This window comes from Pseudomonas simiae, from assembly GCF_000934565.1.
In the GTDB taxonomy this organism is placed as follows: Bacteria; Pseudomonadota; Gammaproteobacteria; order Pseudomonadales; family Pseudomonadaceae; genus Aquipseudomonas; species Aquipseudomonas simiae.
In genome coordinates, this window is the sequence record NZ_CP010896.1 from 2,394,299 (window position 1) to 2,418,533 (window position 24,235).

The window sequence follows — 24,235 nt, forward strand, 5'->3', positions numbered from 1 at the left end:
TTGTCACCCGGAGTCACCGGCCCATGCAACACCAGTGGGATGAAATGCACCGCACCCGCAAGCCCACGTTCCTGATGTGCGGTGAGCCTCAGGGCGATGTGCTTAATCTCTATGTCCACGGCTATTCGGCGTTCTTCAACCGGCAACAACTGGGCAGCTTCAAGGCACAGTTGGCGGGTATCGAAGGCTCCACCAACCTGATGTTGTTCTGGCCGGCGGGGCATTTCCTGGAGAACCTGTTTGCACCGTTCAAGGATGTGATCGGCGCGATGCTCGGCGGCGGCAGCCTGGGCGCGGCGACTGTCGGGTTGGGCAAGGCGATTGCGTATTTCCTCGACCACTACAAAAGCGTCGAGGCCCGTGTGGACGAGGTCGCCAGGAGCCTGCTGCCGGAACTGGCTCACTACCTGCACAGCGAGTCCCTGGCAGTCCGGCGTATCAACCTGATCGGCCATTCCCTTGGCGCACGCATTCTGGTCAAGAGCCTGCTCGCCAGCCCCGACACCGCCCGCGAACTGCCATTGGACAATCTGCTGTTGATGGGCGGGGCAATCTGTACGTCGAGCCCGTGGGATGATGTATCAGCGCCGCTCAACGGGCGTGTGATCAACTGCCACTCCAGCAAAGACTGGGCGCTGGCGCTGAAACCGGATACTGAGCGTTGCATCGGTCGCTATGCGATCCCGGTGACGCCGGCGCTCAAGGCCAAGGTCACCAACGTGCACCTGGCGACCTTCGATCACGCCGCCTATTGGCCGCAGTTGCAGACGGTGGTGCAGTACACCGACCTGCTGCACGAGCGACGCGGCATGATCCGCTCCGACCAGCGCAGCGCTGAAGTGCGTTTTGCCGAAGAGGACGCGGAGTTGTTCCCGGCGTTGGTACAGGCGCGACCTGAAGAGTTGAAATTCCTCGCCGAACTGATGGCGCAAAAACGCAGTGCATCCATAGACGCCACTGCGCGCGAGCCGCTCAAGCTGGCCATTGAGTTGCAGCGCATGGGCGGCGATACCTTTATGAACCTGGCCCGAGGCCATGGCGTGAGTTACCGCCAGATCGCTGAAGATGTGGTGCAGCGGCTGGGGATCAAGTTCGATGAGCCTCTTGATAGTGTCGCGCTGGCCGATCTTGAAACCGAGGTCGCCGAAAAACTCATCGAACAGTACAAAGACAAGCTCAGCAGCGCGGATCGGCAGGTATTCGACGCCGAACTCAAGGCCGCCGCGCAAAAGGAGCAGGGGCTGTTCAGTCGTTTTGACGTAGGCCGGTCGGCCACCACCGCGTTGAGCGGTACGGCGCTGGCCGGGCTGACCGGGTTTATCCTGCGTCGCGGTGCGGCCACGGCGATTCCGGTGGTGGGGCAGGCGGTGGCGGCGGCGATGCTATTGGTCAGCGGCGTGCGCGCGTTTTCCGGCCCGGCGTATTCGATCACCACGCTGGCGGTGCTGGTGGTCGGCGTGATTCGCCAGCGCATGGAGCGTGAAGCGCTGAACCAGGAGATGGACCTGGTGGTGCAAGTGGTCGAAGCGTTCGACCTGCCGCGGGACACGGTGATGCGCACCGTCGCGTCCGACTGATAAGCTGCGCCTCTATCGAGAGTGTTTGCCTGGGATACCGCGTGAAATTCAGCCTGCCAAAAATCGCTACTGCCCCATTTTGCCCGCCGGAAGTGGCCGGTTCCGTTGCCGTTGATCCCAAGGCTTCGTTTTTCAAGCGCGCGCTGATGTTCGCCGGCCCAGGCCTGCTGATCTCTATTGGCTACATGGACCCCGGCAACTGGGCCACGGCCATCGAGGCGGGCTCACGCTACGGTTATAACCTGTTGTTCGTGGTGCTGCTGGCCAGCCTGGCGGGGATGGCGGTGCAGTGCCTGTGCTCGCGGCTGGGCATCGCCACCGGCAAGGACCTGGCGCAGCTATGCCGCGAGCGCTACAGCAGGCGGTCTGCACGCACCCAGTGGGTGTTGGCGGAAATCTCCATCGTCGCCACCGACCTTGCCGAAGTGCTGGGCTGTGCCCTGGCATTCCACTTGCTGCTGGGGGTGTCGCTGACCACCGGCATTGTCATTACTGCCTTCGACACGCTGCTGATCCTGGCCCTGCAGAACCGGGGTTTCCGTCGTCTGGAAGCGATCATGCTGGCACTGGTAGCGACGATCGGCGTGTGTTTCTTCATCGAACTGGTATTGATCAAACCGTACTGGCCTGACGTGTTCAGCGGTTTTACTCCGTCACTGTCGGCCATCAGCGATGCTGCACCGCTGTACCTGGCCATCGGCATCCTCGGTGCCACGGTGATGCCGCATAACCTCTACCTGCACAGCTCCATTGTGCAAACTCGCCTGATTGGCAAGGATCTGGCCAGCAAACAGGACGCGGTCAAGTTGGCGCGTATCGACACCATTGGCTCGTTGGCCCTGGCCTTGTTGGTCAACGCCGCGATTCTGGTGCTCGCCGCCGCAGCCTTCCACAAGACCGGCCACACCGACGTGGTCGAGATCCAGGATGCCTATCACCTGCTTGATCCATTGGTCGGCGGTGCCTTCGCCAGCATCCTGTTTGGCATTGCCTTGCTGGCCTCTGGGCAGAGTTCCACCTTTACCGGCACCATCGCCGGGCAGGTGATCATGGAGGGCTACCTCAACCTGCGTATTCCTTGCTGGCAACGGCGTTTGATCACCCGTGGGCTGGCGTTGATCCCCGCGTTCCTGGGGGTATGGCTGATGGGCGACGATGCCATTGGCAAATTGCTGATCCTCAGCCAGGTGGTGCTCAGCCTGCAGTTGCCGTTTGCGCTGTATCCGTTGATTCGCATGACCGGCGACAAACAGCTGATGGGGCCGTTCGTGAATCGGCTGCCGACACGCTTGCTGGCGTGGTTTCTGTTTGCGCTGATCAGTGGGGCGAATGCCTGGCTGATTGGGCAATGGGTGTTTGGATAGACGCAACAAAGCTCACCGATCCCAATAAGGCACCCCGCCAAAGCACTCTACAAAGTAATCAATCACCGTCCGCACCTTCAGCGACAACCGTCGGCTCCCCGGCCACAGGGCTGCAATCTGCTGTGGCTCCAATGTTGTCGCCACTTCGTACTCCGTCAGCACCGCCTGCAAAGTGCCCGCGCGCAAACTGTCGCCGATCAACCAGGAAGGAAACACCACCAGTCCCAACCCTTGTTCGGCGGCGTGGGTGAGGGTGTCGGCATGGTTGCCGGTGATCGGGCCCTTGACGCTATAAGGTGCCCAGTCGCCCTGGCCCTTGCGGAAGAACCAGCGTTGCTGGCCGGTGATGCCTTTGTAGGCCAGGCACTGGTGGTTGATCAGTTCGTCAGGATGTTTGGGGGTGCCATGTCGGATCAGGTAGGCAGGGCTGGCGGCGATGCGAAAGCGTTGGGGAGCGAAGATGCGTGCCTGCATGCTGGAGTCGTTGAGCACACCGATGCGAAAGAGCAGGTCGGTGCCGTCTTGCAGCGGGTCGACGTAGGTGTCGGTTTGCTGGATATCCAATTGCAGTTTTGGATAACGCCGGCACAACTCGCCCAGCCAAGGGGAGAGATGGCGCTGCCCGAACACCATCGGCGCATTGATGCGCACCAGGCCGCTGGGCTCGCTTTCCTGTTCCTGCAGCGCCTGGCCGGCGGCTTCCAGTTGTTCCAGCATCAAGCGGGCATGTCGCCCGAGCAGGCGTCCGGCTTCGGTAGGGCTGACTGCGCGGGTGTGACGGTAGAGTAACTGCTGGCCGAGGGCCTGTTCCATCAGCTGGATCTGCCGGGAAATGGAGGAGGGCGCCAGGCCCTCACGGCGCGCCACTTCGGAAAAGCTGCCTAAGTCCAGCACGGCGACGAACAGGCGCAGTGCCTTGAAGCTCAGTTCATTCAAGCCTTGCATGGTGTCTCCAGGCTGTGCGTTTTGCGCAAAGGTGTTGTAGGCATGCTCCCATTTATCGCATAGGACTGCCACCGGATAATGCGCGCCATCCAATCCTTTGTTGATGTGCAGGTGATGTATGCAAGCGAGTTCCATTGAGGGTGTGGCGCACGCCAAGCCGAAAAAAAATGTCCTGCGGCTACTGCTTTTGCCGCTGGTGATACTGGCTGGCATGGGATTGTCGATTGAAGCCGGCCTGCTCGGGCCATTGGGTGTGCAGGTCGGGCATTTGTGGGCGACATTGAGCATCTTTGGCGTGGGCTCGGCCATCCTGTTTCTGCTGCTGTTGTTCAGCGGCCCGCAAAAAGGCCCGGCACTCTCCGAGCTGCCACGTTGGCAGTTGATCGGCGGTTTCCTAGGGCCGATCTATGTGGTGGTGCTGACCCTGGCCACGCCCCATATCGGCATCGCGATGACCATGATCGCGATTCTCTCGGGTCAAGTTGGCAAGAGCGTGCTGATCGACCATTTCGGCTGGTTCGGCACGGCGCGCAAGCGGGTCAATGGCGAACGCTGGATCGCCTTGACCTTGATTGTGGTGGCACTTGTTCTGATTGCACGAGGTTAAGGCGATGAATCTGATTCTGTTACTGGTTGTTGTGGTCGCCGCAGGTGCGGTGTTGAGTGTGCAAGCCGCCATCAATGGTCGCTTGGGCCAGACGGTGGGTGTGTTGCGCGGCAGCCTGGTGACCTTTGTGGTCGGGGCGATTGTCACCGCGTTGTTGATTCTGTTCTTTGAGCCTGCCCAGGCGGTGAGCTTGCTGGAGGTGCCGAAATGGCAACTCACGGGGGCCTTGTTCGGCGTGGTGTACATGATGGTCATGGTCGGCGCAGTGCCTGTCGTCGGCACGGCGGTTGCGACGGTGGCGGTGATCGTCGGGCAATTGGGCATGGGCATGCTGATCGACAACTTTGGCTGGCTGGGCAACCCGGCGATTGAGTTGTCGGGGGCGCGGATCGTGGCGATGGTGTGCCTCGCCCTGGCCCTGGTGTTCATGTACCGCAGCAATACCCGCACCGACTGACGGTTTGAACCATCGCCGGCGGGCCGCAGTCACTGATTAAGGTGCCGGCGCCCGCCGCACCGGGACGACCATGAAAAAGGAGTCTGACCATGCCAGATAAAACCTGTGCCTGCCCACACTGCAAGTGTGTGCTGGGAGCTGACGCGGTAATGAAGGACGGCAAGGGCTATTGCTGTCAGGGCTGTGCGGAGCACCATGCCCATGGTGAGCCGTGTGCGGCGGCAACCGGCTGCGAGTGCGCCAAGTCCGCCAAAAGCTGACATGTTTGCGGGAGCCGGCCTGCCGGCTCCTATTGCCGCTCGAGTTCGAGCCGCAAGCTATGGTCCGCCAGGTTTCGACGATGCTTTACAACCCCGCTCGTGCGACGCCCCTCCAGCGCCAACACCACCGTTTGCGCATCACGTAGATCGTCCGGCAACGGTTGGAACACGTTGAGTACCGTCCAGCCAGGTTGATGTTGCACGCTCACTTGGCATTCGACATGCCGGGTAATCGGCCCGAACAGGGTGTCCTGGGTGTAGTCGATCTGTGCCTTGCCGTTGACCGATTGTGTTGAATCCATTGTCTCTCTCCTTGATCAAGCGGGTGGCGCGCGCTTCCGAGCTGCGCCGGTATAAGCCAATGATCCCCGCGGGTCGCAAAAATTCACTCGGATTGTCGGGCGGTGGTCATTACCATGGCGGCTCACCCTTGCTTGATGTGCACTCCATGGCCCTGGCTGCGCCGCCCGACCTCAGTGATCACGCCGTCCCCGTGCAGCCCCTGGCGCGCACTTATCCGCGTGGGCTGTACGTTGAACCCCATAGCCATGACTGGGGCCAATTGCTCTATGCCATGAGCGGCGTGATGTGGGTCGAGACACCGCGCGAAGCCCTGGTGGTGCCGCCACAACGCGCCGTTTGGCTGCCGCCCGGGGTGGCGCATGGGATTCGTGTGGTGTCGGATTTGCAGATGCGCAACATCTACCTGCGCCCGGCACTGGCGGCCACGTTGGACAGCCAGGTGCAGGTGATCGAAGTCGGTGGGTTGCTGCGTGAGTTGATCGTCACGCTGGTGGAGGAGGGCGATAGCGGCGAGGCGGCGTATTACGACGCCGTGGTCAGCCTGGCCTTGCTGGAGTTGCAGCGGGCGCGGCGTTCGCAGATCCGCATCGCCATGCCGGTGGGCGCTGACCGACGGCTGATCACTGCGTGCCAGGCCATCATGGCTGCGCCCTCCCTGGAGGTTGCTTTCGAACATCATGCCGAAACCGCCGGTGCCAGCGTGCGCACCTTGTCGCGACTGTTCCAGAACAATTTGGGCATGGGCTTCGCCGAATGGCGCCGCCAGGTGCAATTGGCCACCGCAGTGGCGGAGTTGATCCAAGGCCAGTCTGTCAGTGCCATCGCGCGCTCCCTCGGTTACTCCCCCAGCAGTTTCAGCGACATGTTCCGCCGCGAACTCGGTGTGGCGCCTTCGCACTACGTCGACTGAGGGTTTGGCCGAAATCCTGAAGCACTTGGCCGATGCTTCAGGAAGGTGCTCTCTACACTGAGCGCATTCACCTCTAAGGCACGGTCCTCATGAACTACCTGATTTCCCTCGCCATCGGTTTGTTTGTCGGCGTGATCTACGGCGCCTTGGATTTTCGTTCACCCGCACCGCCGGCCATCGCCCTGGTGGGCCTGATGGGCATGTTGCTGGGCGAAAAGCTCTGGCCCATGGGCCGGCAGCTGATAGCCGCCTGGTTCTCCTGATCTCTTTTTTCACTTCGATGGATATTGGCCATGAACGCACTGCAATTTTCCGCCACCGGTGACCTCGCCGCCCTCCACTTCGTTGACGTCGCCACCCCGGTGCCGGCTGCCGGTGAAGTGCTGGTGCAGATCAAGGCCGCCGGTCTTAACCCCAGCGACGTCAAAAACGTGCTCGGCCGCTTTCCCTACACCACATTGCCGCGCATTCCCGGCCGCGATTTTGCCGGGGTGGTGGTGGAGGGGCCGCAGGACCTGGTAGGCCAGGAAGTCTGGGGCACCGGCCGCGACCTGGGCTTTTTTGCCGACGGTTCCCACGCCCAATACCTCACCGTGTCGGCCAAGGGCGTGGCGCCTAAGCCCAGCCATCTGAGTTTTGCCCAGGCCGCCAGCCTCGGTGTGCCGTACACCACCGCCTGGGATGCGCTGGAACGCAGTGGCGTGACCAAGGGCACGCGCTTATTGGTGATGGGGGCCAATGGCGCCGTGGGCAGCGCAACCCTGGCCCTGGCGAAAATCCGTGGCGCACAGGTACTGGCCGCTGTGCGCCGGCCGGAGCAGGTCGAGGTATTGCAGGCGCAAGGTTTCGACGCGATGACCTTGGGTAAACCCGAAGACCTCGCTGTGCAGGTCAATGGGGTGTTCAAGGGCGGTGCCGATGTGATCTTCGACACCACCGGTTTCTGGCTACCGGCGGCCGTTTCCGCGTTGGCACCGTTCGGACGCATCGCCATCATCGCTGCGCCGGGGGATGGCTATGTACAGTTACCCGCCCTGGCCTTGTATCGCAAAGGTGGCTCGGTAGTGGGGATCAATTCGTTGCTCTACACCTGCGAGCAATGCGCGGTGATGCTGGAGCAGTTCGGACGTTTCTTTGATGACGGCTTGCTGCCGCTGCCCACCGGCCTGCGTGAAGTGGCGCTGGCCGATGGGGTGCAGTGCTATGAGGCGGTGAATCAAGGCAGCGCAGACAAAATCATCCTCCTGCCTTAATCCTGTCGGTCATGCCTACGGAACGCCCTTTTCCCAGGCTGACCAGTTCTTGAGGATTGCCTGTACCAACGGGTTGCCCGTGCGGTACAGGTTCTCCAGCGCTGGCACAAAACCGCCCTGATCCGCGTACTTCAGCAGGTTGTCCACTTCGCTGTAGCCAGGGTACGGACGGTCGAAGTCCGAGCCTGCACGTACCACCGCCAGGCGCTGGATATCCACCAGACCTTCGCGGCTGGCGCGCAGCAGTGCTTCATAGGTGGAATTGTCTTCCTGCTGGGTGGTGCAGTATTCGCCTTTGTTGTCGGTCAGCAGCTTGGTCCAGACTTCGGCGCGTTCGCTCAGGCGCGTACCGGAAAACCAGGTGTTGCCCGCCAGGGTGTCGCAGCGGGTGACTTGCGGCGGCTGGTTGGCCGGCGCGGCGGGATAGTGTTTGCGCCAGGCGGCGGATTCCTTGCTTTCAGTGAGTTCGACGTTCTGCGACAAGGCGAATGCCTTGGCCTGCAACTTGGGGTTCAGCTCGAACACTTCGGTCTTGTAATCCAACGGGGGTTTCTCGTTGGGACCTTTGGTGTTGATGCCGATGTAGCCCGTCGGCCAATCCTTGGGCGCGTCCCGCGAATCCAGCTCCCACTGGGTGCCGAACTCCACCAGGTAGTGGGCCCAGGCGGCGGTGCCGATGGTGCCGTGCTTGGGGCTGATGCCGGCGATCCCCGCGATCAGGAAGTAGCTCTTGCGCAGGTCGAATTTGGGCGACAACGCCAAGGCCAGCGTGGACGCGGCAGCGTTGGTCTGGCCCATGCCGGTGACCAACAGGCACACGTCCTGAGTGTTGCAGCGGATCACCGGGTATTCGGCGGACAGTCCTGGCACGCGCACTTCCTGCTTGAGTTCCAGGCGATCGATCCAGGTTTGCGCCTCGGGGGCGAACATGGTGATCAGCATGACCTTGGGTTTGATCGGCGCAGTTGTATCAGCCAGTACCACGTGGGGCAGCATGGCCAGGCCGATGGCTATTGAGAGACGTGTAAACGCTTTCATCTAAAGCTCCTTTATCAGAATTGGTAGCCCACGCCGGCGTAGTAACCCCAGCCGTCGGAACGGGCGCGGAAGTTGCCTTCGCCGAAATTCAACTCACTGCCGTCTTCCCAGTTGCCGCCGTTATGGAAGTAACGGCCGACCAGGGTGAAGCGCAGGTGGGTAAACGAGTACAGCAGCACGTTGGTCGCCACCAGGGAGTTGGCGGTTCGCGCCGGGTTGTCCTTGTGCAGGTCGGAGCCGAAATCGTAGTTGGTAAAGCCGATGTAGGTCAGCGAGGCGCCGTTATCAAACTTGCCGATGGGCACGATGTACTTCATTTGCGCGCGGTAGCCGTCCCATGAATATTCATTGCTGGCGCCGTAGTTTTCCCACTGGTAGCGCCCGTAGAAATTGGCCGACAGGTTCACCCGCGAATGGGTGTCGATGTCGGTGCCGAGGCCGCTGTACAGGGTGTTGGCGCGGTTTTCCTTGCGGCTGCCGTGGTCGTAGATCCAGTCGAACGCCACGTACCATTCTTTGAATGGCCCGATCGCCAGGCTGCGGCCGGCCAGGTAGTCGATGGAGATACGGGGTTCGTGTTCCATGAACACCGGCGAACCATGGTCCCACACGCCTTTGTCATTACTGTTACCGATGGTGAGGATCTTCGGCACGTCGATATAGCCGTACAACTCGAAGGGCCCCTTGCGGCCGAAGTACTCGTATTCCAGGTAGATGTCATCCTGCGGCTTGGGGCCGAAGCTGATGTCTTTGCTGCCGATCAATGTCAGGTCCTGGTTGAACCAGTCCGACAGGTACACGCCTTTTTTCGCCGGGCTGGCTTCAGGGCTGAGGGTTTCGCCCTGTGCTGAGTCATCGACGGGTTTGGCCTGCGCCAAAATGGGGGCGCTGAGTACTCCCGTAACGGCGGACAGTAGCAAGGAAACACCAAAGAGGGCAGGACGCCTTGAGGTGGAGTGCATTGAAAATCCCTATTCGTACGCGGTTTGAACCCGATGCTTCGGGTAAGGATGAACTTGGCAGGCAAGTTCGTACCGCAAACGTTTGCACAGGCTGTACCAAGTTTGCTCAATGGCTTGATCAAACTGAAAAAAATGCGATTTAGTCGACCTTTTGGTCAGAATTGACTGGGTGTCATTTTCTCAATGCACTGGAACAGATGCATCGCGGTTTCCCGTCGATAATCGCTCGGCGTCTGGTGCATCTCGATGCGAAAGTGCCGGTTGAAATTGGACAGGTTGGCGTAGCCCACTTCAAAGCAGATGTCCGCCACCGACATGTCGCTTTGCAACAGCAGCCGGCAGGCGCGCTGGACACGGAACTTGCGCATCAGGTCGATGAACCCGTGGCCGGTGTTGCGCTTGAAGAAACGTGAGAAGCCCGGCTCGCTCATCTCCAGTTGCTGTGCGATTACCGACAGGCGCACATCGCCGGTCAACTCGCGCATCAGATAATCGAACGCCTGGTTGATGCGTTCGGCGCTGCGTGCATCCAGCGTCGGCGCATAGCAGGGGCTGGCCAGGGCCTTGACCTGTTGCGTCGGGGCGTTCTTCAGGGTATCGAGCAGTTGCAGGAACAGGATCAAGCGTTGCAGGCCGTGGGCGGTGCCGATGGCTTCCATCAAGCGCGCAGCCTGCAACGCGGTGTCGCCAGTGAATTCCAGCCCGCGGCGGGCATGCTCGAACAGCGGTTGCAGGTCACCGAGTTCTGGCAGGGTTGTGCGCAGGGCGAGGAGGGCGGCGCCGTCGAATTGCAGTACCACATCGCGGCCGGTCAGGTAATCGCCGGGCGCCAGTTCGCCGATCCAGTCGTGGGGCAGGTCAGGGCCGATGAGGGCCACATGCCCGGCACTGAACGCACCGATGTAGTCGCCCGCTACCAGTTTGCCGCTGCCTTGACGGATCAGGTGGATTTCAAATTCGGGGTGGTGGTTCCAGCGCGCCAGGTCATAGGGGTAGTCGTGTTCAAACCAGCGAAAGCAATGCTCTGGCTCGGGCAGGATCACTTCGAGTTCGGCGGGGCGGTGCTCGAACAGCTTGGCGCGGCTGATGGGCATGGCGGGGATTCTTATGATGCTTGGAATCGCTCCAAAATACGCGCCTCGGACAGGGGCGCGCTACCCCTGGTTTTGCCTGGCACTGATACTTTTTTAACCTTCGCGCCAAGGTTAAAAAAGTACCACTCGCTCATCCTCCACGCGTTTGTGGGGGCTTGGTCAAGCTGCTGTAATCGGCCCTCAACAACAAAAACAACAGGTAGAAACCGCTATGTCCAAGCTCCCGCAAGCGTTGTTCCTGCTTTCCGGCCTGGCGCTGGCCATACCCAGCCACGCCGCCGACACCGTGACCATCGCCACGGTCAACAACAGCGACATGATCCGCATGCAGCGCCTGTCCAAGGTGTTCGAAGAGCAGCACCCGGACATCAAGCTCAACTGGGTGGTACTGGAAGAAAACGTGCTGCGCCAGCGCCTTACCACCGATATCGCCACCCAGGGCGGGCAGTTCGATGTGCTGACCATCGGCACCTACGAAACCCCATTGTGGGGCGCCAAGCACTGGCTGGAACCCTTGACTCAACTGCCGCCCGACTACGACGCCGACGACATCTTCCCTTCGGTGCGCCAGGGCCTGTCGGTCAACAACACCCTGTACGCCTTGCCGTTCTACGGCGAAAGCACCGTCACCTACTACCGCACCGACCTGTTCAAGCAGGCCGGGTTGAGCATGCCCGCGCATCCTACCTGGAGCCAGCTCGGCGAGTTCGCCGCCAAGCTCACCGCCAAGGACAAAGGCCAATACGGCATGTGCCTGCGCGGCAAGGCCGGCTGGGGTGAAAATATCGCCTTGCTGAGCACCATGGCCAACGCCTTTGGCGCACGTTGGTTCGACGAGCAGTGGAAGCCCGAGCTGACCAGTCCCGAGTGGACGGCGGCCGCCAACTTCTACGTCAACACCCTCAAGCAATATGGCCCGCCGGGCGTTTCCAGCAATGGTTTCAACGAAACCCTGGCACTGTTCAACAGCGGCAAATGCGCGATCTGGGTCGATGCCAGCGTCGCCGGCTCCTTCACCACCGACAAGCGCCAGAGCAAGGTCGCCGACAGCGTTGGTTTCGCCGCCGCGCCTACCGAAGTCACCGACAAAGGCTCGTCCTGGTTGTACGCCTGGTCCCTGGCGATTCCGGCCACCTCCAAGCACAAGGACGCCGCCAAGGCGTTCATCAGTTGGGCGACATCCAAGGACTACATCCAGTTGGTCGCCGACAAAGAAGGCATCACCAACGTACCGCCAGGCACTCGCCAGTCTACCTACAGCGAGGCGTACTTGAAGGCCGCACCGTTCGCCCAGGTGACCCTGGAGATGATGAAGCACGCCGACCCCGCGCATCCTTCGGCCAAGCCAGTGCCGTACGTGGGCATCCAGTACGTGACCATTCCCGAGTTCCAGGCGATTGGCACCTCGGTCGGCAAGCTGTTTTCGGCGGCGTTGACTGGCGGTATGTCGGTTGACCAGGCCTTGCTGGACGCCCAGTCCACCACCGAGCGCGAAATGAAACGCGCCGGCTACCCGAAATAACTTCAACAGGACTTTTCCATGAAACGACTTGAAGGCAAGAGCGCACTGATCACCGGTTCGGCGCGTGGTATCGGCCGCGCCTTTGCCCAGGCCTACATCGCCGAAGGCGCCACCGTGGCCATCGCCGACATCGACCTGCAACGGGCCCAGGCCACCGCCGCTGAATTGGGCCCACAGGCCTATGCCGTCGCCATGGACGTCACCGATCAGGTGTCCATCGACGGCGCAATTACCGCGGTGGTCGCCCAGGCTGGCAAGCTCGATATCCTCATCAACAACGCCGCATTGTTCGACCTGGCGCCCATCGTCGACATCACCCGCGACAGTTACGATCGGCTGTTCTCGATCAACGTCGCCGGCACGCTGTTCACCCTGCAGGCTGCGGCGCGGCAGATGATCAGGCAGGGCCACGGCGGCAAGATCATCAACATGGCCAGCCAGGCCGGGCGCCGGGGTGAGCCGTTGGTGGCGATCTATTGCGCGACCAAGGCGGCGGTGATCAGCCTGACGCAATCGGCGGGGTTGAACCTGATCAAGCAGGGGATCAACGTCAACGCCATCGCACCCGGTGTAGTGGATGGGGAGCATTGGGATGGCGTGGATGCATTGTTTGCCAAGCACGAGGGCCTGGCACCGGGCGAGAAGAAGCAGCGCGTAGGGGCGGAGGTGCCGTTTGGGCGCATGGGCACGGCGGAAGACTTGACGGGTATGGCAATCTTCCTGGCTTCCAAAGAGGCCGACTATGTGGTGGCCCAGACCTACAACGTCGACGGCGGCAACTGGATGAATTGAACTCCGGCAGCGAGTGTTTTACTCGGCAAAACTGCGGTCGAAGAAATAAATATCCCCGGGCTTCAGGTTTTCCACCGTTGCCTGGGGCCTGCCGCCTTCACCTTGCTTTTTACGCCCCGTCTCGCGCAAATACCCCGCCTCAGTCAGCTTCAGCAAGCGCTGACGAATACTGGTCTTCAACACCGGCCGCGCCAGCACCAGGGAAAAAATCGTGGTCGCTTCCGGCGCGCTGAACTCATTGCCCAGGAACATCAGCGGCAAGCTGCTGTACAGCGACTTGGAGAACAAGCGTTCCTGCACGGCGGCCACGATGCTGTTGTGATCGAAGGGCAGCTTGATGCTGCCATCGGCCACTGCCTTCAGTGAAAACCAGTCTTGGTGCTCACCCAACTGCGTCTCATCGCTCACGATCGCCAGGTAATAGGTGGACGACGACCAGCAGCGCGGGTCGCGAAATGCATCGCCCACCGTACCCACTTGCTCGCTCCAGGCCAGGCTCAGCCCGACCTTGTCACTTGCACGCAAACGCTCCACCGCAGCCTGGAGGCTCAGATCTTGCACATCGCCATTCACCACCACACCCGGTAGCGCCCAATGCCCGGCGAACGGCTCGGCCTCGCGCTTGTTCAGCAACAGTTTCAGTTCGCCAGCGGCGCGGCAGTAAAACAGTACGCACAGGTCGACCGTGTGCAGGTAGGGGCTAAGGGGCATGTTGACGTCCTTCTAGACAGCTGTGGGGCACAGTCTAACGAATCGAGCAGATATGTCATGTACTGGCTCAAGCGTAGATAACCAAATGTTTCTTGCAATGAAAGTACATGACGTGTACTTTTGTTTCCAGGCCACAGGAGAACCGCCATGACCCTCGCGAAAACTGCCATTGCTTCATTCGATGTCGACGCCCAGAAGAGCTTCACGCCACTGTGCCCCAACGAATTGCCGGTGGCCGGCGGCGACCAGATCGGTGCCGAGCTCAACTACATGGCCAGCCTGGCCGGCCATCGCGTCGGCAGCAAGGATGCCCACACCCCGCATGCGCCCTGGGTGGTGTCGCAGCACAGCGAGATGTTGCAACCCACCGGCCTGGCCCATGCCGATGTGACCTGGGTGAGCCATTGCGTACCGGGCACCGAGGGCTTCACCTTGCTGGACGCGTTGCCTACGCCCTATGACTATGACTACTTCATCTGGAAAGGTGTTGAACCCGACCTGCACCCCTACGGCGCCTGTTACCACGACCTGCACGACAAACTGTCCACCGGCGTGATCGAGTACCTGAAAGCCCAAGGCGTGACCCGCGTGATCGTCGGCGGCCTGGCCCTGGACTACTGCGTCAAGACCACCGCGTCGCAATTGCTCAAGGCCGGCCTGGAGGTGATCCTGCATTTGCCGGCATGCCGAGGTATCACGGAGGAGGGGGGTGTGCAGGCGGTCAATGAGTTGCTCAAGGCTGGTGCCGTCATCAGCAGCACCCGCGAAGAACTGGCCGCGATGGCCGCGCGTTAAGGAGAGACACCATGGAAAGTGCCTACGACTACGAAACGCCCGTTATCCAGGGTTTGCTCGACACCGATTACTACACCTTCACCATGATGCAAGCCGTGTTGCACCAACACCCGAATGTCGATGTGGAATACAACTTCATCGTCCGCTCCAAGGAGAAACTCGGCCACTTGATCCCCGAACTGCGCGCCGAGATTGAGAAAATGGCCGGGCTGCACATGCGTGAAGGTGAACTGCGCTTTCTGTTCAACCCGCGCTTTCGCGAATACCTCACCCCGGATTACGAGCGTTTCCTCGGCCTGTTCCGCTTCAACCTGCGTTACATTCACGTCAGCGAAATCGACGGCCAACTTAACATCCGCGTGGTTGGCCCGATGCTGCACTGCATCATGTTCGAACAGCCGGTCTTGGCCCTGGTCAGTGAGCTGCGCAACCGCGACAAATACCCCGATGTGACCCTGGAAGACGTCACCCGCAAGCTCTACCAGAAGTTCGACTGGTTGGAGAAAAACCTCAGCCGCGAAGAGCTGGCCGACCTGCGTGTGTCCGACTTTTCTACCCGGCGGCGCCTGTCATTCAAGGCCCAGCGCGAGGTGGTCGATATCATGCGCCGCGACTTCCCCGGTCAGTTCGTCGGCACCAGTAACGCGCACCTGGCCTACGAATTCGACCTGCCGCTGATCGGCACCATGGCCCACCAATGGCTGATGGTGCACCAGCAACTGGGGCGGCTGCGCGAAAGCCAGAACGCTGCGCTGGAAAACTGGGTGCGCGAATACCGTGGCCGCCTGGGTATCGCCCTGACTGACTGCATCAGCACCGACTTTTTCCTCAAGGACTTCGACCTTTACTTCGCCAAGCTGTATGACGGCCTGCGCCAGGATTCCGGTGACCCCATCGTCTGGGCCGACAAGGTGCTGGCCCGCTACAAGCAACTGGGCATCGACCCGATGACCAAGGACTTGATGTTCTCCGACGGCCTGAACTTCGAAAAATGCCTGCCGATCCTGCGCCACGTGCGTGGCAAGGCCCGGTTCGGGTTCGGCATGGGCACCAGCCTGGCCTGCGATGTGGAGGGCGTGGAGCCGTTGAGCATCGTGATGAAGCTGGTGCGGGTGCATGGCGAACCGGTGGTTAAATTCTCGGACGACCCGGTCAAGAACGTCTGCGAAGACGCCTCGTTTTTGCAGTATGCAGCCAAGGTATTCAACGTCGGCCACGTGGAGGTATGACATGCAAGACCGTATCGTGCAGGAACTGAATATCGACCGCACGCTGGTGAAGGGCGGTGAGGCCAACGAAATCCAGCGGCGCATCGACTTCATCAAGGCCACTTTGCGCGGCTCCGGCTGCAAGGCGTTGGTACTGGGCATCAGTGGGGGTGTTGACTCCCTCACGGCCGGTCGTCTGTGCCAGTTGGCAGTGACGCAATTGCGCGACGAAGACTACGCCGCGCGCTTCATCGCCATGCGCCTGCCTTATAAAACCCAGGCCGACGAAAGCGACGCCCAGGCCTCCCTGGCGTTCATCACCCCGGACCAGATCGACACGCTCAACATCGCCGCCAGCGTCGACGGCCTCATGGCCAGCCTGACCACCACTGAAGTCAGCGCCGCCCATGTCGATTTCATCAAGGGCAACGTCAAGGCACGCACGCGGATGATCGCCCAGTACGCCGTGGCCAACTTGCATGACGGCCTGGTGGTCGGTACCGACCACGGCGCTGAAGCCTTGATGGGATTTTTCACCAAGTTCGGTGACGGCGCCTGCGATCTGGCCCCGCTGTCAGGCCTGACAAAAACCCAGGTGCGCCTGCTCGCCACGGCCCTTGGCGCCCCCGACAACCTGGTGCACAAACACCCCACCGCCGACCTGGAAGAACTCGTACCCGGCAAGCTGGATGAATATGCCTACGGTTGCACGTATGCAGAGATCGACGCCTACCTGATGGGCGAACCGGTGAGCGAGCGCGTGAGAACCATTGTCGAGCAGGCCTACCTGAAGACCGCCCACAAACGCGCGCTGCCCATTACCCCCTTGTAGGCGCTGGCGAGCCAGTTGCTACAGGGGATTTCGGTCAACGTTCGATTGAGCGGCTCCAGCGCGCATTCCACTCCGGCCGCGCCTGGTTGACCTGGTCCCAATCAATTGAAATCGCGGTCTGCAAGTAACCCTGCATGGCTTCGACCCGTGCCCGGGTCTTGTCGGTGGTCGGCGTGGTCGGGTTCGATGGGATCTGGTCACCTTCTTCCAGCGCCGGGGCCTGGGCTTCGGCGGTGAGCAGGAAGGCTGCCAGTTTCTGCGCCAGTTCCGGCTGGTCGTTACGGGCAATCACACATTCAGCCACGTTCAGCACCACCGCACCTTCCTTGGGTTGCGCATATTCCATGGGCACGCCGAGCAGTTTCTGGGTGGCGACCTGGGTGGGCGTCAGCGGGAAGATCGCGGCTTCGTCGGTCTGCACCATTTCGGAGATCTTCGCGGAGCTGGCGATGTATTCCAGCACATTGGGGCCGACAGTTTTCGGCCAGGCCTTGAAGCCGGGGTCCACGTTGGTTTCGTCGCCGCCCTGGATACGGTTGAACATCAGGAAACCGTGCAGGCCGAAGGTGGATGAAGCCAGGGACTGGAACACCACTTTGTCCTTGAAGCGCGGGTCGGCGAGGTCCATCCAGGAGGTGGGCGCGGCCCAGCCTTTTTCCTTGAACATCTTGGCGTTGTAGCCCAGGCCGGTGACGCCGAGGGTTACGGCCACGGCTTCTTCCTTGATCTTCGCCTTGGCGGGGATCTGTTCCAGGGTCGGGCTTGGCGCCAGCTTGTCGCACAGGCCCATGGCGATGGCGCGGTACATGATCCCATCATCGAGGAACATCACGTGCATCTGCGGGTTGTCTTTGTTGGCCTGGACCTTGGCGAGGATGTCCGACGAGGTGCCGGGCACGATCACCACGTTGACGTTATTGGCCTTTTCGAACGCGGGCAGCACCTTATCGGCGTACACCCGCTCCATGGTGCCGCCGTTCATGCCCAGGTACAGCGTGGGCGCGGCGTGCGCGGTGTGCGCGGTGGAGGCGAGCAGGGCGAGGGACAAGCAGGACAGCGCAATACGTGGGTTCATGGATGTTTTTCCTCTCAGGCTTGGAAACGACGGATGGAAAACGCTTCGATGGGTTGGCGGCTGGCTCCGTCGCAGACGGTCTCTGCCAAGGCTTCACCGACCGCAGGACCGAGCTGGAACCCGGCGCCGGCAAAGCCGAAACCGTGGAGCAGGCCGGGTTGAGTGCTGCTGGGGCCGATCACCGGTTCATGATCGGGGAGGTAACCTTCGGTGCCACTCCAGGTGCGGATGGCCTGGGCACCTTTGAGGAACGGGTACAGCTCGCCGGCATTGCGCAGGATCTCCAGCACCGCGGCCTGCCCAGGTCGTGCTTGCTGCGGGCCGAGGGCAAAGCCGCGACCGCCGCCGAGGATGCAATTGCCCCGGGCGACCTGTCGTGCATAGATCCCACCACCTTCGACGCCAGTGCTCACGTCCATCACTACCGGCAAGGGCTCAGTGACCAGCATCGCCGGGTGTGCCGAAGTCATAGGCACTGCTTCGCCAAACTGCTCGGCCACCGCACCTGCCCACGCCCCGGCGCAATTGAGCAGCCACGGCGCTTGTAGATGCAGGCCGTTGGCGCAGTGCACCTGGAAGTGCTGGCCGTCATGCTCGATACGCGTGACCTGCGACTGTTCATAAATGTGCGCACCGCGGTGTTTCGCCGCGCGAGCAAAGGCGGGCGATACCAGACGTGGGTTGGCGTGGCCATCTTCCGGGCAGAGCGAGGCGCCTACGGCGATATCACCGACCCACGGGAAGCGTGCACGCAATGCGGTGTAGTCGAGCAACTGCAAACCCAGGCCAAATCCCCGTGTCTGCTCGGCATACGCCTGCAACGCTGAGAAATCGGCGTGACTGCGCGCCAGCTTCAAATGCCCGGAGCGCACGTATTCGCCGTCAATGCCGATCAATCCCGGCAAGTCCGCCCACAGCTGGTGGGCGCGTTGCGACAGTGGTAACTGGTGCAATGGCCGGCCTTGGCGCCGCACGCCGCCATAGTTGACGCCGCTGGAATGGGAGCCGCAGAAATCCCGCTCCACCAGCGCCACCCGCTGGCTTTTCTGCGCCAGCATCAGCGCTGCCGAGGCGCCGACGATCCCGCCGCCCAGTACGATGACGTCGATCATGCCTGTACCTCCACGCCAAACGGGAGCGGTTTGATCGGCGCCTGGCCCCGCAAGCGGCCGACGTGTTCGATGGCCCGACCACTGCGTTCGGCGACAATCTCCGCTGCCGCCAACCCGCACATCCGGCCCTGGCAGCGGCCCATGCCTACCCGACAATGGGCCTTGACGCGATTGATCTCCCAGTGACCTTCATCCACCACCGCACGTACGTCGCCGACGCTGACTTCTTCGCAACGACAGAGGATCAACTCATCGGGGGCTTCGGCTGCCCATTCCTCCGGGAACGGGAATGCGGTTTCCAAGCCATGGCGAAAGCGCTGGATGGCCGTCAGTTGTTGCTCCAGCACAGCAGGGCGGCGGTGATCGATGGCAATGCGCGAATCCTCGAGCACGGCCAGCGCCGCACGTTCACCCGCCATTTGCGCCGCATCCGCGCCCATGATTCCGGCGCCATCGCCCGCCAGGTACACGCCATTGACGCTGCTGCGTCCGGCGCTGTCCCGATGGGGCAACCATGCGCGGTTCAGGGCACTCCAAGCGAATTCACAGCCGAGCAAGTCCGCCAGCTGCGTCTCGCTGCGCAGGGCGTGGGCGAAGGCCACGGCGTCGCATTCCAAGGCCTGATCATCCCATTGAATGCCGCTGACCCGTTGCGCGCCGTCGATCTGTTGAAGCGTGGCGCCTTGATGCACGGGAATCCCATGGGCCGTCAGCCAGGCGCGGTAATACAAACCTTTGGCTAACGTCGCCGGTTGCCCTAACAGCGCGGGTAATGCACGGCACTGGGCACTGAACGGCGCGCTGTCGAGCACCGCCACCACCCTGGCGCCGGCCTTGGCGTATTGATAGGCGACCAGGTAGAGCAACGGCCCGCTGCCACAAAACGCGACGCGCTCACCGATGGCGCAGCCCTGGTACTTCAGCGCGATTTGCGCCGCACCCAGGCTATACACGCCCGGCAAGGTCCATCCCGGCACGGGCAGGATGCGGTCGGTGGCGCCCGTGGCGACGATGAGTTGCGCGTACTCGATGCTTTCGGCGCGGCCGTTGTTGAGCATGTCCAGGCGCCCGTCCTCGGCATTCCACACCAGGGTTTCAGGGCGGTAGTCGATCAGGGGGGCGAGCTCATCCATCGTGCGGTGCATGGCTTGGGCCTTGCGCGCTTCAAATCCGTAGATCTGCTTGGCGGTGCGTTGAAAGCCCAGCGGTTGACGTCGATAAATCTGCCCGCCGCCGCGCAAGCTTTCATCCACCAGGCAAGGTTTGATGCCGTGGTCGAGCAACGTGCGCGCCGCGCTGATTCCGGCCGGGCCTGCGCCCACAATCACCACGGGCTTCATGGTCGGCGTCCCGGATCGCGGCTGATGGCCTGGCCTTCTTCCAGTAGCGTCGAACAGGCGCGCACGCGGCGCCCGTCTTCAAGCCGCACCCAACAATCCTGGCACGCGCCCATCAGGCAGAAACCGGCCCGTCGTTCGGCGCTGAAGTCGCTGCCACGCAGGTGTTCGGCGCAGGTCAGTACGGCGGTCAGCAGGGTGTCACCGAGCAAACCGCTGGCATGTTGCCCATCAAGGGTGAAGGCCAGGGCAGGGCGCTGGGTTTCGGCCAGGCGTTTGAACAGGGCCATCAGTGTTTCCCCACCAATACACGGTCCAGGCCGTAGACCCGGTCCAACAGGATCATGGTGGCCGCTGTCAATGCAATCACCAGCGCCGACACCGCCGCCATCATCGGATCGATGGACTCGGTGGCATACACATACATGCGCACCGGCAAGGTCTGGGTCGCCGGCGAACTGACGAAGATCGACAACGTCACCTCATCGAAACTGTTGATGAACGCCAACAGCCAGCCGCCCGCCACGCCGGGCAGGATCATCGGCAGGGTGATCTGGCGAAACAGCGTAAAGCGGCTGGCACCCAGGGACTCGGCAGCCTGCTCGGCGCTGCGATCAATACCAATCGCGGCGGCCAACACCAGGCGCAGCACGTACGGGGTGATGATCACCACATGGGCCAGCATCAGCCAGGTGAAGCTGCCATTGACGCCCATCAGCGCGAACAAGCGCAGCATCGCCACGCCCAGCACCAGGTGCGGGATGATGATCGGCGACAGGAACAACGCGCTGAAAAAATTGCGCCCTGGGAATGTGTACCGGCTGATCGCCAAGGCCGCTGGCACGGCAATCAAGGTGGCCAGGGTCGCGGCTGTGAATGCCAGAATGAGGCTGTTATAGAACGCCTGGATGAAATCCGCGCGCTCGAACACCGCGCGAAACCATCGCAGGGAGAAGCCCGACGTGGGCAGGCTCAAGGTGTTTTCCGGCGTGAAGGCCACCAGGCACACCACCACCAGTGGCGCCATCATGAACAGCACCACCACACCGTGGAAACCGAGGGCCAAAGGACCGTTTCTGGACATGCGCTTAAACCCCCAGGGACTTTTTGTAGCGGCCTTCGACCATGCGGTTCCAGCTCAGCATGATCAGCAGATTGACCAACAGCAGCACCACCGCGATGGTCGCGCCCATGGGCCAGTTGAGTTCCGAGAGGTATTGGTCGTACACCACGGTGGCGACCATTTTCAGGCGACGACCGCCGAGCAGGCCAGGGATCGCAAAGGAACTGGCGGCCAGGCCAAACACGATCAAGGTGCCGGACAGCACGCCGGGCATGACCTGCGGCAATACGATCTTGCGCATCACCGTGGCCTGGCTGGCGCCCAGGGACAACGCGGCTTGTTCAGCCGACGGGTCGAGCTTCTGCAGGGAGGTCCACACCGGGATGATCATGAACGGCAGCATCACGTGCACCAGGGCAATGATCACCGCGAACGGCGTGTACAGCAGCTTCACCGGGCGCCCGCCGAGGAACTGGATGACCTGGTTCGCCAACCCGTCTGCGCCAAGCAACAGGCTCCAGCCAAAGGCGCGCACCACCACCGAAATCAGCAAGGGCGTAAGGATCAGGATCAGGAAGATCGAGCGCCATGGCGTGCCCATGCGGCTGAGGATGTAGGCCTCGGGCACACCGATCAGCACGCACAACAGCGTGACCAGTGCACTGATCCAGAAGGTGCGCCAGAAGATCTCGTAGAAGTACGAGTCGCTCAATAGCGACAGGTAATGCGCGAAGGTCCATTCATCGGCCTTCACGCCCACCTGGTAGTCGAACACGTTGAACGACAACACCAGGGTCAGCCCCAACGGCAGGATCAGCAACCCGGCAAACAGCACCAGGGCGGGCAATGACAACAGGTAGCCCCGGCTCATGCGTGCACCTCATCCTTCGCCAACACGCGTAGCAGACTGGCTTGCCAGTCCAGGCCCACCGCCGCACCGTAACCGAGCGGCGCGCTGCCGTCGTTGCTGCGCACCACGGTGATTTCGCCCAGGCTGGTGTGGATGCGATACAGCCATTGGCTGCCGAAAAAGTAGCTGTCGAGGACCTTGCCCTGCAGTCGGCCGCTGCCTGCGTCGACCAATTGGATCTTTTCCGGACGCAGGCTCAGGGTCAGTTCGCCGTCGCCGCTTTCGTGACGTACTTGTGGGCTTCCCAACAGGTCGTAGTCGCCCGGCAACAGGTTAGCCTTGCCGACAAAGTCCGAGATGAAGCGGGTACGCGGGTGTTCGTAGAGCTTGTACGGTGCGTCGATCTGGGTCACGCGCCCGGCTTGCATGACCACCACGCGGTCGCTGATGGACAGCGCTTCGGCCTGGTCGTGGGTGACCATCAAGGTGGTGATACCGACGGCGCACTGGATGCGGCGGATTTCGAACTGCATCTCTTCGCGCAAGTTGGCGTCGAGGTTGGACAGCGGTTCATCCAGCAGCAACACCGGCGGCTCAATCACCAGTGCGCGGGCGAGGGCCACGCGCTGGCGTTGGCCGCCGGACAGTTCACGCGGGTAACGGTCGGCGTGGGGGGCCAGGCGCACCAGTTCCAGCACAGTCTTGACCTTGCTGGCGATCTCGGCGGCCGGCACTTTGCGCATCTTCAGGCCGAAGGCGACGTTGTCGCGCACGCTCATGTGCGGGAACAGCGCGTAGCTCTGGAACACCACGCCCAGGCCTCGACTGGCGGGCTTGGCGTGGGTGATGTCACGGCCGTCGAGCAGGATCTGCCCGCCACTTACATCAACGAAGCCGGCGATCATTTGCAGCGTGGTGGTCTTGCCACAGCCCGAGGGGCCGAGCAGGGAAACGAACTCGCCTTTTTCCACCGCAAGGTCAGTGGCGACCACCGCATCGACGGCGCCATAGCGTTTGCTCAAGGCGTTGAGTTGGAGAAATGCCATGTCTGCGTTCCACCTTTTTTGAGTCGCGTCGAAACGCGCTTTTTTGTTTTGGGCAGATGCGAATGAGGTGTAGCCGGTGCGTTGGCGCTCGATCTTGAGTCGGCTGCCGTTAGTTGTTCAATTCGCCCCTGTGGACGCAGATTAGGACGAAGACTAGGATGGGCGGAAGATGGAATTTCACTGAATGGACTATTATTTTCAAATTTATTCACTCACCGGAATTAACTAAGAGATTGGTTGTTATGGATTCCACTGGTCGAAATGATGGCGGTAAGGAAGTTGGTGCCGGTTCGGTGTCTCGGCTGTTCGCGCTGCTGCGCACCCTGGGTCAGGTGCCGGAGGGCGGCGAACGCGTTACCCAACTCGCGCAACAGGTGGGCCTGTCCCAACCCACCACTCACCGGCTGCTGCGCAGTCTGATGGACGAAGGCATGGTCGAGCAGGACGCGCGCAGCAAGCGCTATCGCCTGAGCCTGGAGTTCTTCGCCCTGGCGGCGCATGCGGGCAAGACCGGCAACCTGCGTGACCTGGTGCGGCCAAGCATGTTGCGCCTGAGCGCATCATTGGGTGATTCGCTGTTCCTGCTGGCGCGTTCAGGCTTCGATGCGATCTGCCTGGACCGCAGCGAAGGCCCGTACCCGATCCGCACCTTCACCGGCGATATCGGCGGGCGCGTGGCATTGGGTGTGGGGCAGGGCAGCCTGGCGATCCTGGCGTTCTTGCCGGAGGAGGAGCGCGAGACGGTGATCCGTTACAACTTGCCACGGCTCAAGGACTTCCACCTGTATGACGAAGTGCTGCTGCGCTCGGAAGTGGAGAACGTGCGCAACCTGGGCTATGCCGCACGCAATACCGGGGTGTTGGAAGGCATGGCGGGGTTGGCGGTGCCGATCCTCAATCGTGACGGACATGCGGTGGCGGCATTGAGTGTGGCGACCATCAGCGATCGGCTGGGGCCGAGCCGGTTGCCAATGGTGGTGGAGTTGTTGAAGCGCGAAGCGGCGGCGATCGGGCCCCGGATCAATCCGTTTGATCCGACGTTGCGCCGGCCCTCACAAACCTTCGGCGGGTAACGATTTCAGCCACGATGAAGAGCAAAAAATGGGGGAGCGGGCCTCACAC

General features: G+C 61.7%; 27 protein-coding genes. 14 read left to right on the forward strand and 13 right to left on the reverse strand.

What is annotated here, in order from left to right; translation table 11 throughout:
• Nucleotides 1–23: 23 nt before the first annotated feature.
• Both PF1751_RS10910 and PF1751_RS10915 read left to right on the forward strand, forming a co-directional pair.
• Entirely contained in the window at nt 24–1,577 is a 1,554-nt protein-coding gene (locus PF1751_RS10910; RefSeq protein WP_021493296.1) for a DUF726 domain-containing protein, read from the forward strand.
• A 41-nt stretch (nt 1,578–1,618) separates the two neighbouring features.
• Nucleotides 1,619–2,941 carry an Nramp family divalent metal transporter gene (locus PF1751_RS10915; RefSeq protein ID WP_010211114.1) on the forward strand — a complete coding sequence of 441 codons (1,323 nt, stop codon included), beginning with the start codon at nt 1,619–1,621 and terminating at the stop codon, nt 2,939–2,941.
• Nucleotides 2,942–2,953: 12 nt separating this feature from the next.
• Here the strand turns inward: PF1751_RS10915 and PF1751_RS10920 are convergent, their stop codons facing one another.
• The gene (locus PF1751_RS10920) at nt 2,954–3,886 is read right to left on the reverse strand and encodes a LysR family transcriptional regulator (RefSeq protein ID WP_021493295.1); all 933 of its coding nucleotides are present in this window, start codon (nt 3,884–3,886) and stop codon (nt 2,954–2,956) included.
• 118 nt (nt 3,887–4,004) lie between these two features.
• Here PF1751_RS10920 and PF1751_RS10925 point away from each other — a divergent pair, with 118 nt between their 5' ends.
• From PF1751_RS10925 to PF1751_RS28290, 3 genes are all read left to right on the forward strand, one after another.
• Nucleotides 4,005–4,493, forward strand: coding sequence for a DMT family transporter (locus PF1751_RS10925; RefSeq protein WP_044287003.1), 489 nt, complete (start codon nt 4,005–4,007; stop codon nt 4,491–4,493).
• A gap of 4 nt (nt 4,494–4,497) precedes the next feature.
• On the forward strand, nt 4,498–4,950 hold the full coding sequence (locus PF1751_RS10930) for a DMT family transporter (RefSeq protein WP_010211110.1): 453 nt from the start codon (nt 4,498–4,500) through the stop codon (nt 4,948–4,950).
• An 89-nt stretch (nt 4,951–5,039) separates the two neighbouring features.
• Nucleotides 5,040–5,210 carry a metallothionein gene (locus PF1751_RS28290; protein ID WP_010211108.1) on the forward strand — a complete coding sequence of 57 codons (171 nt, stop codon included), beginning with the start codon at nt 5,040–5,042 and terminating at the stop codon, nt 5,208–5,210.
• Between the two features lie 29 nt (nt 5,211–5,239).
• Here PF1751_RS28290 and PF1751_RS10935 read toward each other — a convergent pair whose 3' ends face one another.
• Nucleotides 5,240–5,512: a hypothetical protein gene (locus PF1751_RS10935; RefSeq protein WP_010211107.1), complete on the reverse strand. Its 273-nt coding sequence runs from the start codon at nt 5,510–5,512 to the stop codon at nt 5,240–5,242.
• Nucleotides 5,513–5,658: 146 nt separating this feature from the next.
• Between PF1751_RS10935 and PF1751_RS10940 the strand changes: the two genes are divergently transcribed.
• The 3 genes from PF1751_RS10940 to PF1751_RS10945 all read left to right on the forward strand — a co-directional run bounded on the left by PF1751_RS10940 (nt 5,659) and on the right by PF1751_RS10945 (nt 7,676).
• Nucleotides 5,659–6,423, forward strand: a complete 765-nt coding sequence (locus PF1751_RS10940) for an AraC family transcriptional regulator (protein WP_021493294.1) — start codon at nt 5,659–5,661, stop codon at nt 6,421–6,423.
• An 89-nt stretch (nt 6,424–6,512) separates the two neighbouring features.
• The gene (locus PF1751_RS28295; RefSeq protein ID WP_080923195.1) at nt 6,513–6,686 is read left to right on the forward strand and encodes a DUF1427 family protein; all 174 of its coding nucleotides are present in this window, start codon (nt 6,513–6,515) and stop codon (nt 6,684–6,686) included.
• A gap of 30 nt (nt 6,687–6,716) precedes the next feature.
• Entirely contained in the window at nt 6,717–7,676 is a 960-nt protein-coding gene (locus PF1751_RS10945; protein ID WP_044287004.1) for a quinone oxidoreductase family protein, read from the forward strand.
• A gap of 15 nt (nt 7,677–7,691) precedes the next feature.
• Here PF1751_RS10945 and PF1751_RS10950 read toward each other — a convergent pair whose 3' ends face one another.
• From PF1751_RS10950 to PF1751_RS10960, 3 genes are all read right to left on the reverse strand, one after another.
• Entirely contained in the window at nt 7,692–8,714 is a 1,023-nt protein-coding gene (locus tag PF1751_RS10950; RefSeq protein ID WP_044287005.1) for a purine-nucleoside phosphorylase, read from the reverse strand.
• Between the two features lie 14 nt (nt 8,715–8,728).
• Nucleotides 8,729–9,676, reverse strand: coding sequence for a nucleoside-specific channel-forming protein Tsx (locus tag PF1751_RS10955; protein ID WP_044287006.1), 948 nt, complete (start codon nt 9,674–9,676; stop codon nt 8,729–8,731).
• 155 nt (nt 9,677–9,831) lie between these two features.
• Nucleotides 9,832–10,770, reverse strand: a complete 939-nt coding sequence (locus tag PF1751_RS10960; protein ID WP_021493291.1) for an AraC family transcriptional regulator — start codon at nt 10,768–10,770, stop codon at nt 9,832–9,834.
• Nucleotides 10,771–10,981: 211 nt separating this feature from the next.
• On the opposite strand from PF1751_RS10960, the gene PF1751_RS10965 reads away from it, so the two are divergent.
• Nucleotides 10,982–12,292: an ABC transporter substrate-binding protein gene (locus tag PF1751_RS10965; protein WP_044287007.1), complete on the forward strand. Its 1,311-nt coding sequence runs from the start codon at nt 10,982–10,984 to the stop codon at nt 12,290–12,292.
• An 18-nt stretch (nt 12,293–12,310) separates the two neighbouring features.
• Nucleotides 12,311–13,084, forward strand: a complete 774-nt coding sequence (locus tag PF1751_RS10970) for an L-iditol 2-dehydrogenase (protein ID WP_044287008.1) — start codon at nt 12,311–12,313, stop codon at nt 13,082–13,084.
• A gap of 18 nt (nt 13,085–13,102) precedes the next feature.
• Here the strand turns inward: PF1751_RS10970 and PF1751_RS10975 are convergent, their stop codons facing one another.
• Entirely contained in the window at nt 13,103–13,795 is a 693-nt protein-coding gene (locus PF1751_RS10975) for an NUDIX hydrolase (RefSeq protein ID WP_021493289.1), read from the reverse strand.
• Nucleotides 13,796–13,942: 147 nt separating this feature from the next.
• On the opposite strand from PF1751_RS10975, the gene PF1751_RS10980 reads away from it, so the two are divergent.
• From PF1751_RS10980 to nadE, 3 genes are read left to right on the forward strand one after another with little or no spacing between them, the layout of a single operon-like run.
• Nucleotides 13,943–14,590, forward strand: a complete 648-nt coding sequence (locus PF1751_RS10980; protein WP_044287009.1) for a nicotinamidase — start codon at nt 13,943–13,945, stop codon at nt 14,588–14,590.
• An 11-nt stretch (nt 14,591–14,601) separates the two neighbouring features.
• A complete protein-coding gene (gene pncB / locus PF1751_RS10985; RefSeq protein ID WP_044287010.1) occupies nt 14,602–15,819 on the forward strand; it encodes a nicotinate phosphoribosyltransferase in 1,218 nt (405 codons plus the stop codon).
• Nucleotide 15,820: 1 nt separating this feature from the next.
• Entirely contained in the window at nt 15,821–16,630 is an 810-nt protein-coding gene (gene nadE, locus PF1751_RS10990) for an ammonia-dependent NAD(+) synthetase (protein WP_044287011.1), read from the forward strand.
• 34 nt (nt 16,631–16,664) lie between these two features.
• Here nadE and PF1751_RS10995 read toward each other — a convergent pair whose 3' ends face one another.
• From PF1751_RS10995 to PF1751_RS11025, 7 genes are read right to left on the reverse strand one after another with little or no spacing between them, the layout of a single operon-like run.
• Entirely contained in the window at nt 16,665–17,705 is a 1,041-nt protein-coding gene (locus PF1751_RS10995; protein WP_044287012.1) for an ABC transporter substrate-binding protein, read from the reverse strand.
• A 14-nt stretch (nt 17,706–17,719) separates the two neighbouring features.
• Nucleotides 17,720–18,817, reverse strand: coding sequence for an NAD(P)/FAD-dependent oxidoreductase (locus PF1751_RS11000; RefSeq protein ID WP_044287013.1), 1,098 nt, complete (start codon nt 18,815–18,817; stop codon nt 17,720–17,722).
• Nucleotides 18,814–20,157, reverse strand: coding sequence for an FAD/NAD(P)-dependent oxidoreductase (locus PF1751_RS11005; RefSeq protein ID WP_010211091.1), 1,344 nt, complete (start codon nt 20,155–20,157; stop codon nt 18,814–18,816). Before PF1751_RS11005 ends, PF1751_RS11000 begins: the two co-directional genes overlap by 4 nt.
• Nucleotides 20,154–20,444: a (2Fe-2S)-binding protein gene (locus PF1751_RS11010; RefSeq protein ID WP_044287014.1), complete on the reverse strand. Its 291-nt coding sequence runs from the start codon at nt 20,442–20,444 to the stop codon at nt 20,154–20,156. The genes PF1751_RS11005 and PF1751_RS11010 overlap by 4 nt, the downstream gene beginning before the upstream one ends.
• On the reverse strand, nt 20,444–21,238 hold the full coding sequence (locus PF1751_RS11015) for an ABC transporter permease (RefSeq protein ID WP_010211089.1): 795 nt from the start codon (nt 21,236–21,238) through the stop codon (nt 20,444–20,446). Before PF1751_RS11015 ends, PF1751_RS11010 begins: the two co-directional genes overlap by 1 nt.
• A gap of 4 nt (nt 21,239–21,242) precedes the next feature.
• On the reverse strand, nt 21,243–22,088 hold the full coding sequence (locus PF1751_RS11020; protein ID WP_021493287.1) for an ABC transporter permease: 846 nt from the start codon (nt 22,086–22,088) through the stop codon (nt 21,243–21,245).
• On the reverse strand, nt 22,085–23,113 hold the full coding sequence (locus PF1751_RS11025) for an ABC transporter ATP-binding protein (protein ID WP_010211087.1): 1,029 nt from the start codon (nt 23,111–23,113) through the stop codon (nt 22,085–22,087). The genes PF1751_RS11020 and PF1751_RS11025 overlap by 4 nt, the downstream gene beginning before the upstream one ends.
• Nucleotides 23,114–23,355: 242 nt before the next feature.
• On the opposite strand from PF1751_RS11025, the gene PF1751_RS11030 reads away from it, so the two are divergent.
• Complete coding sequence (locus PF1751_RS11030) at nt 23,356–24,186, forward strand: IclR family transcriptional regulator (protein ID WP_044287015.1); 831 nt, start codon at nt 23,356–23,358, stop codon at nt 24,184–24,186.
• Nucleotides 24,187–24,235: the final 49 nt, after the last annotated feature.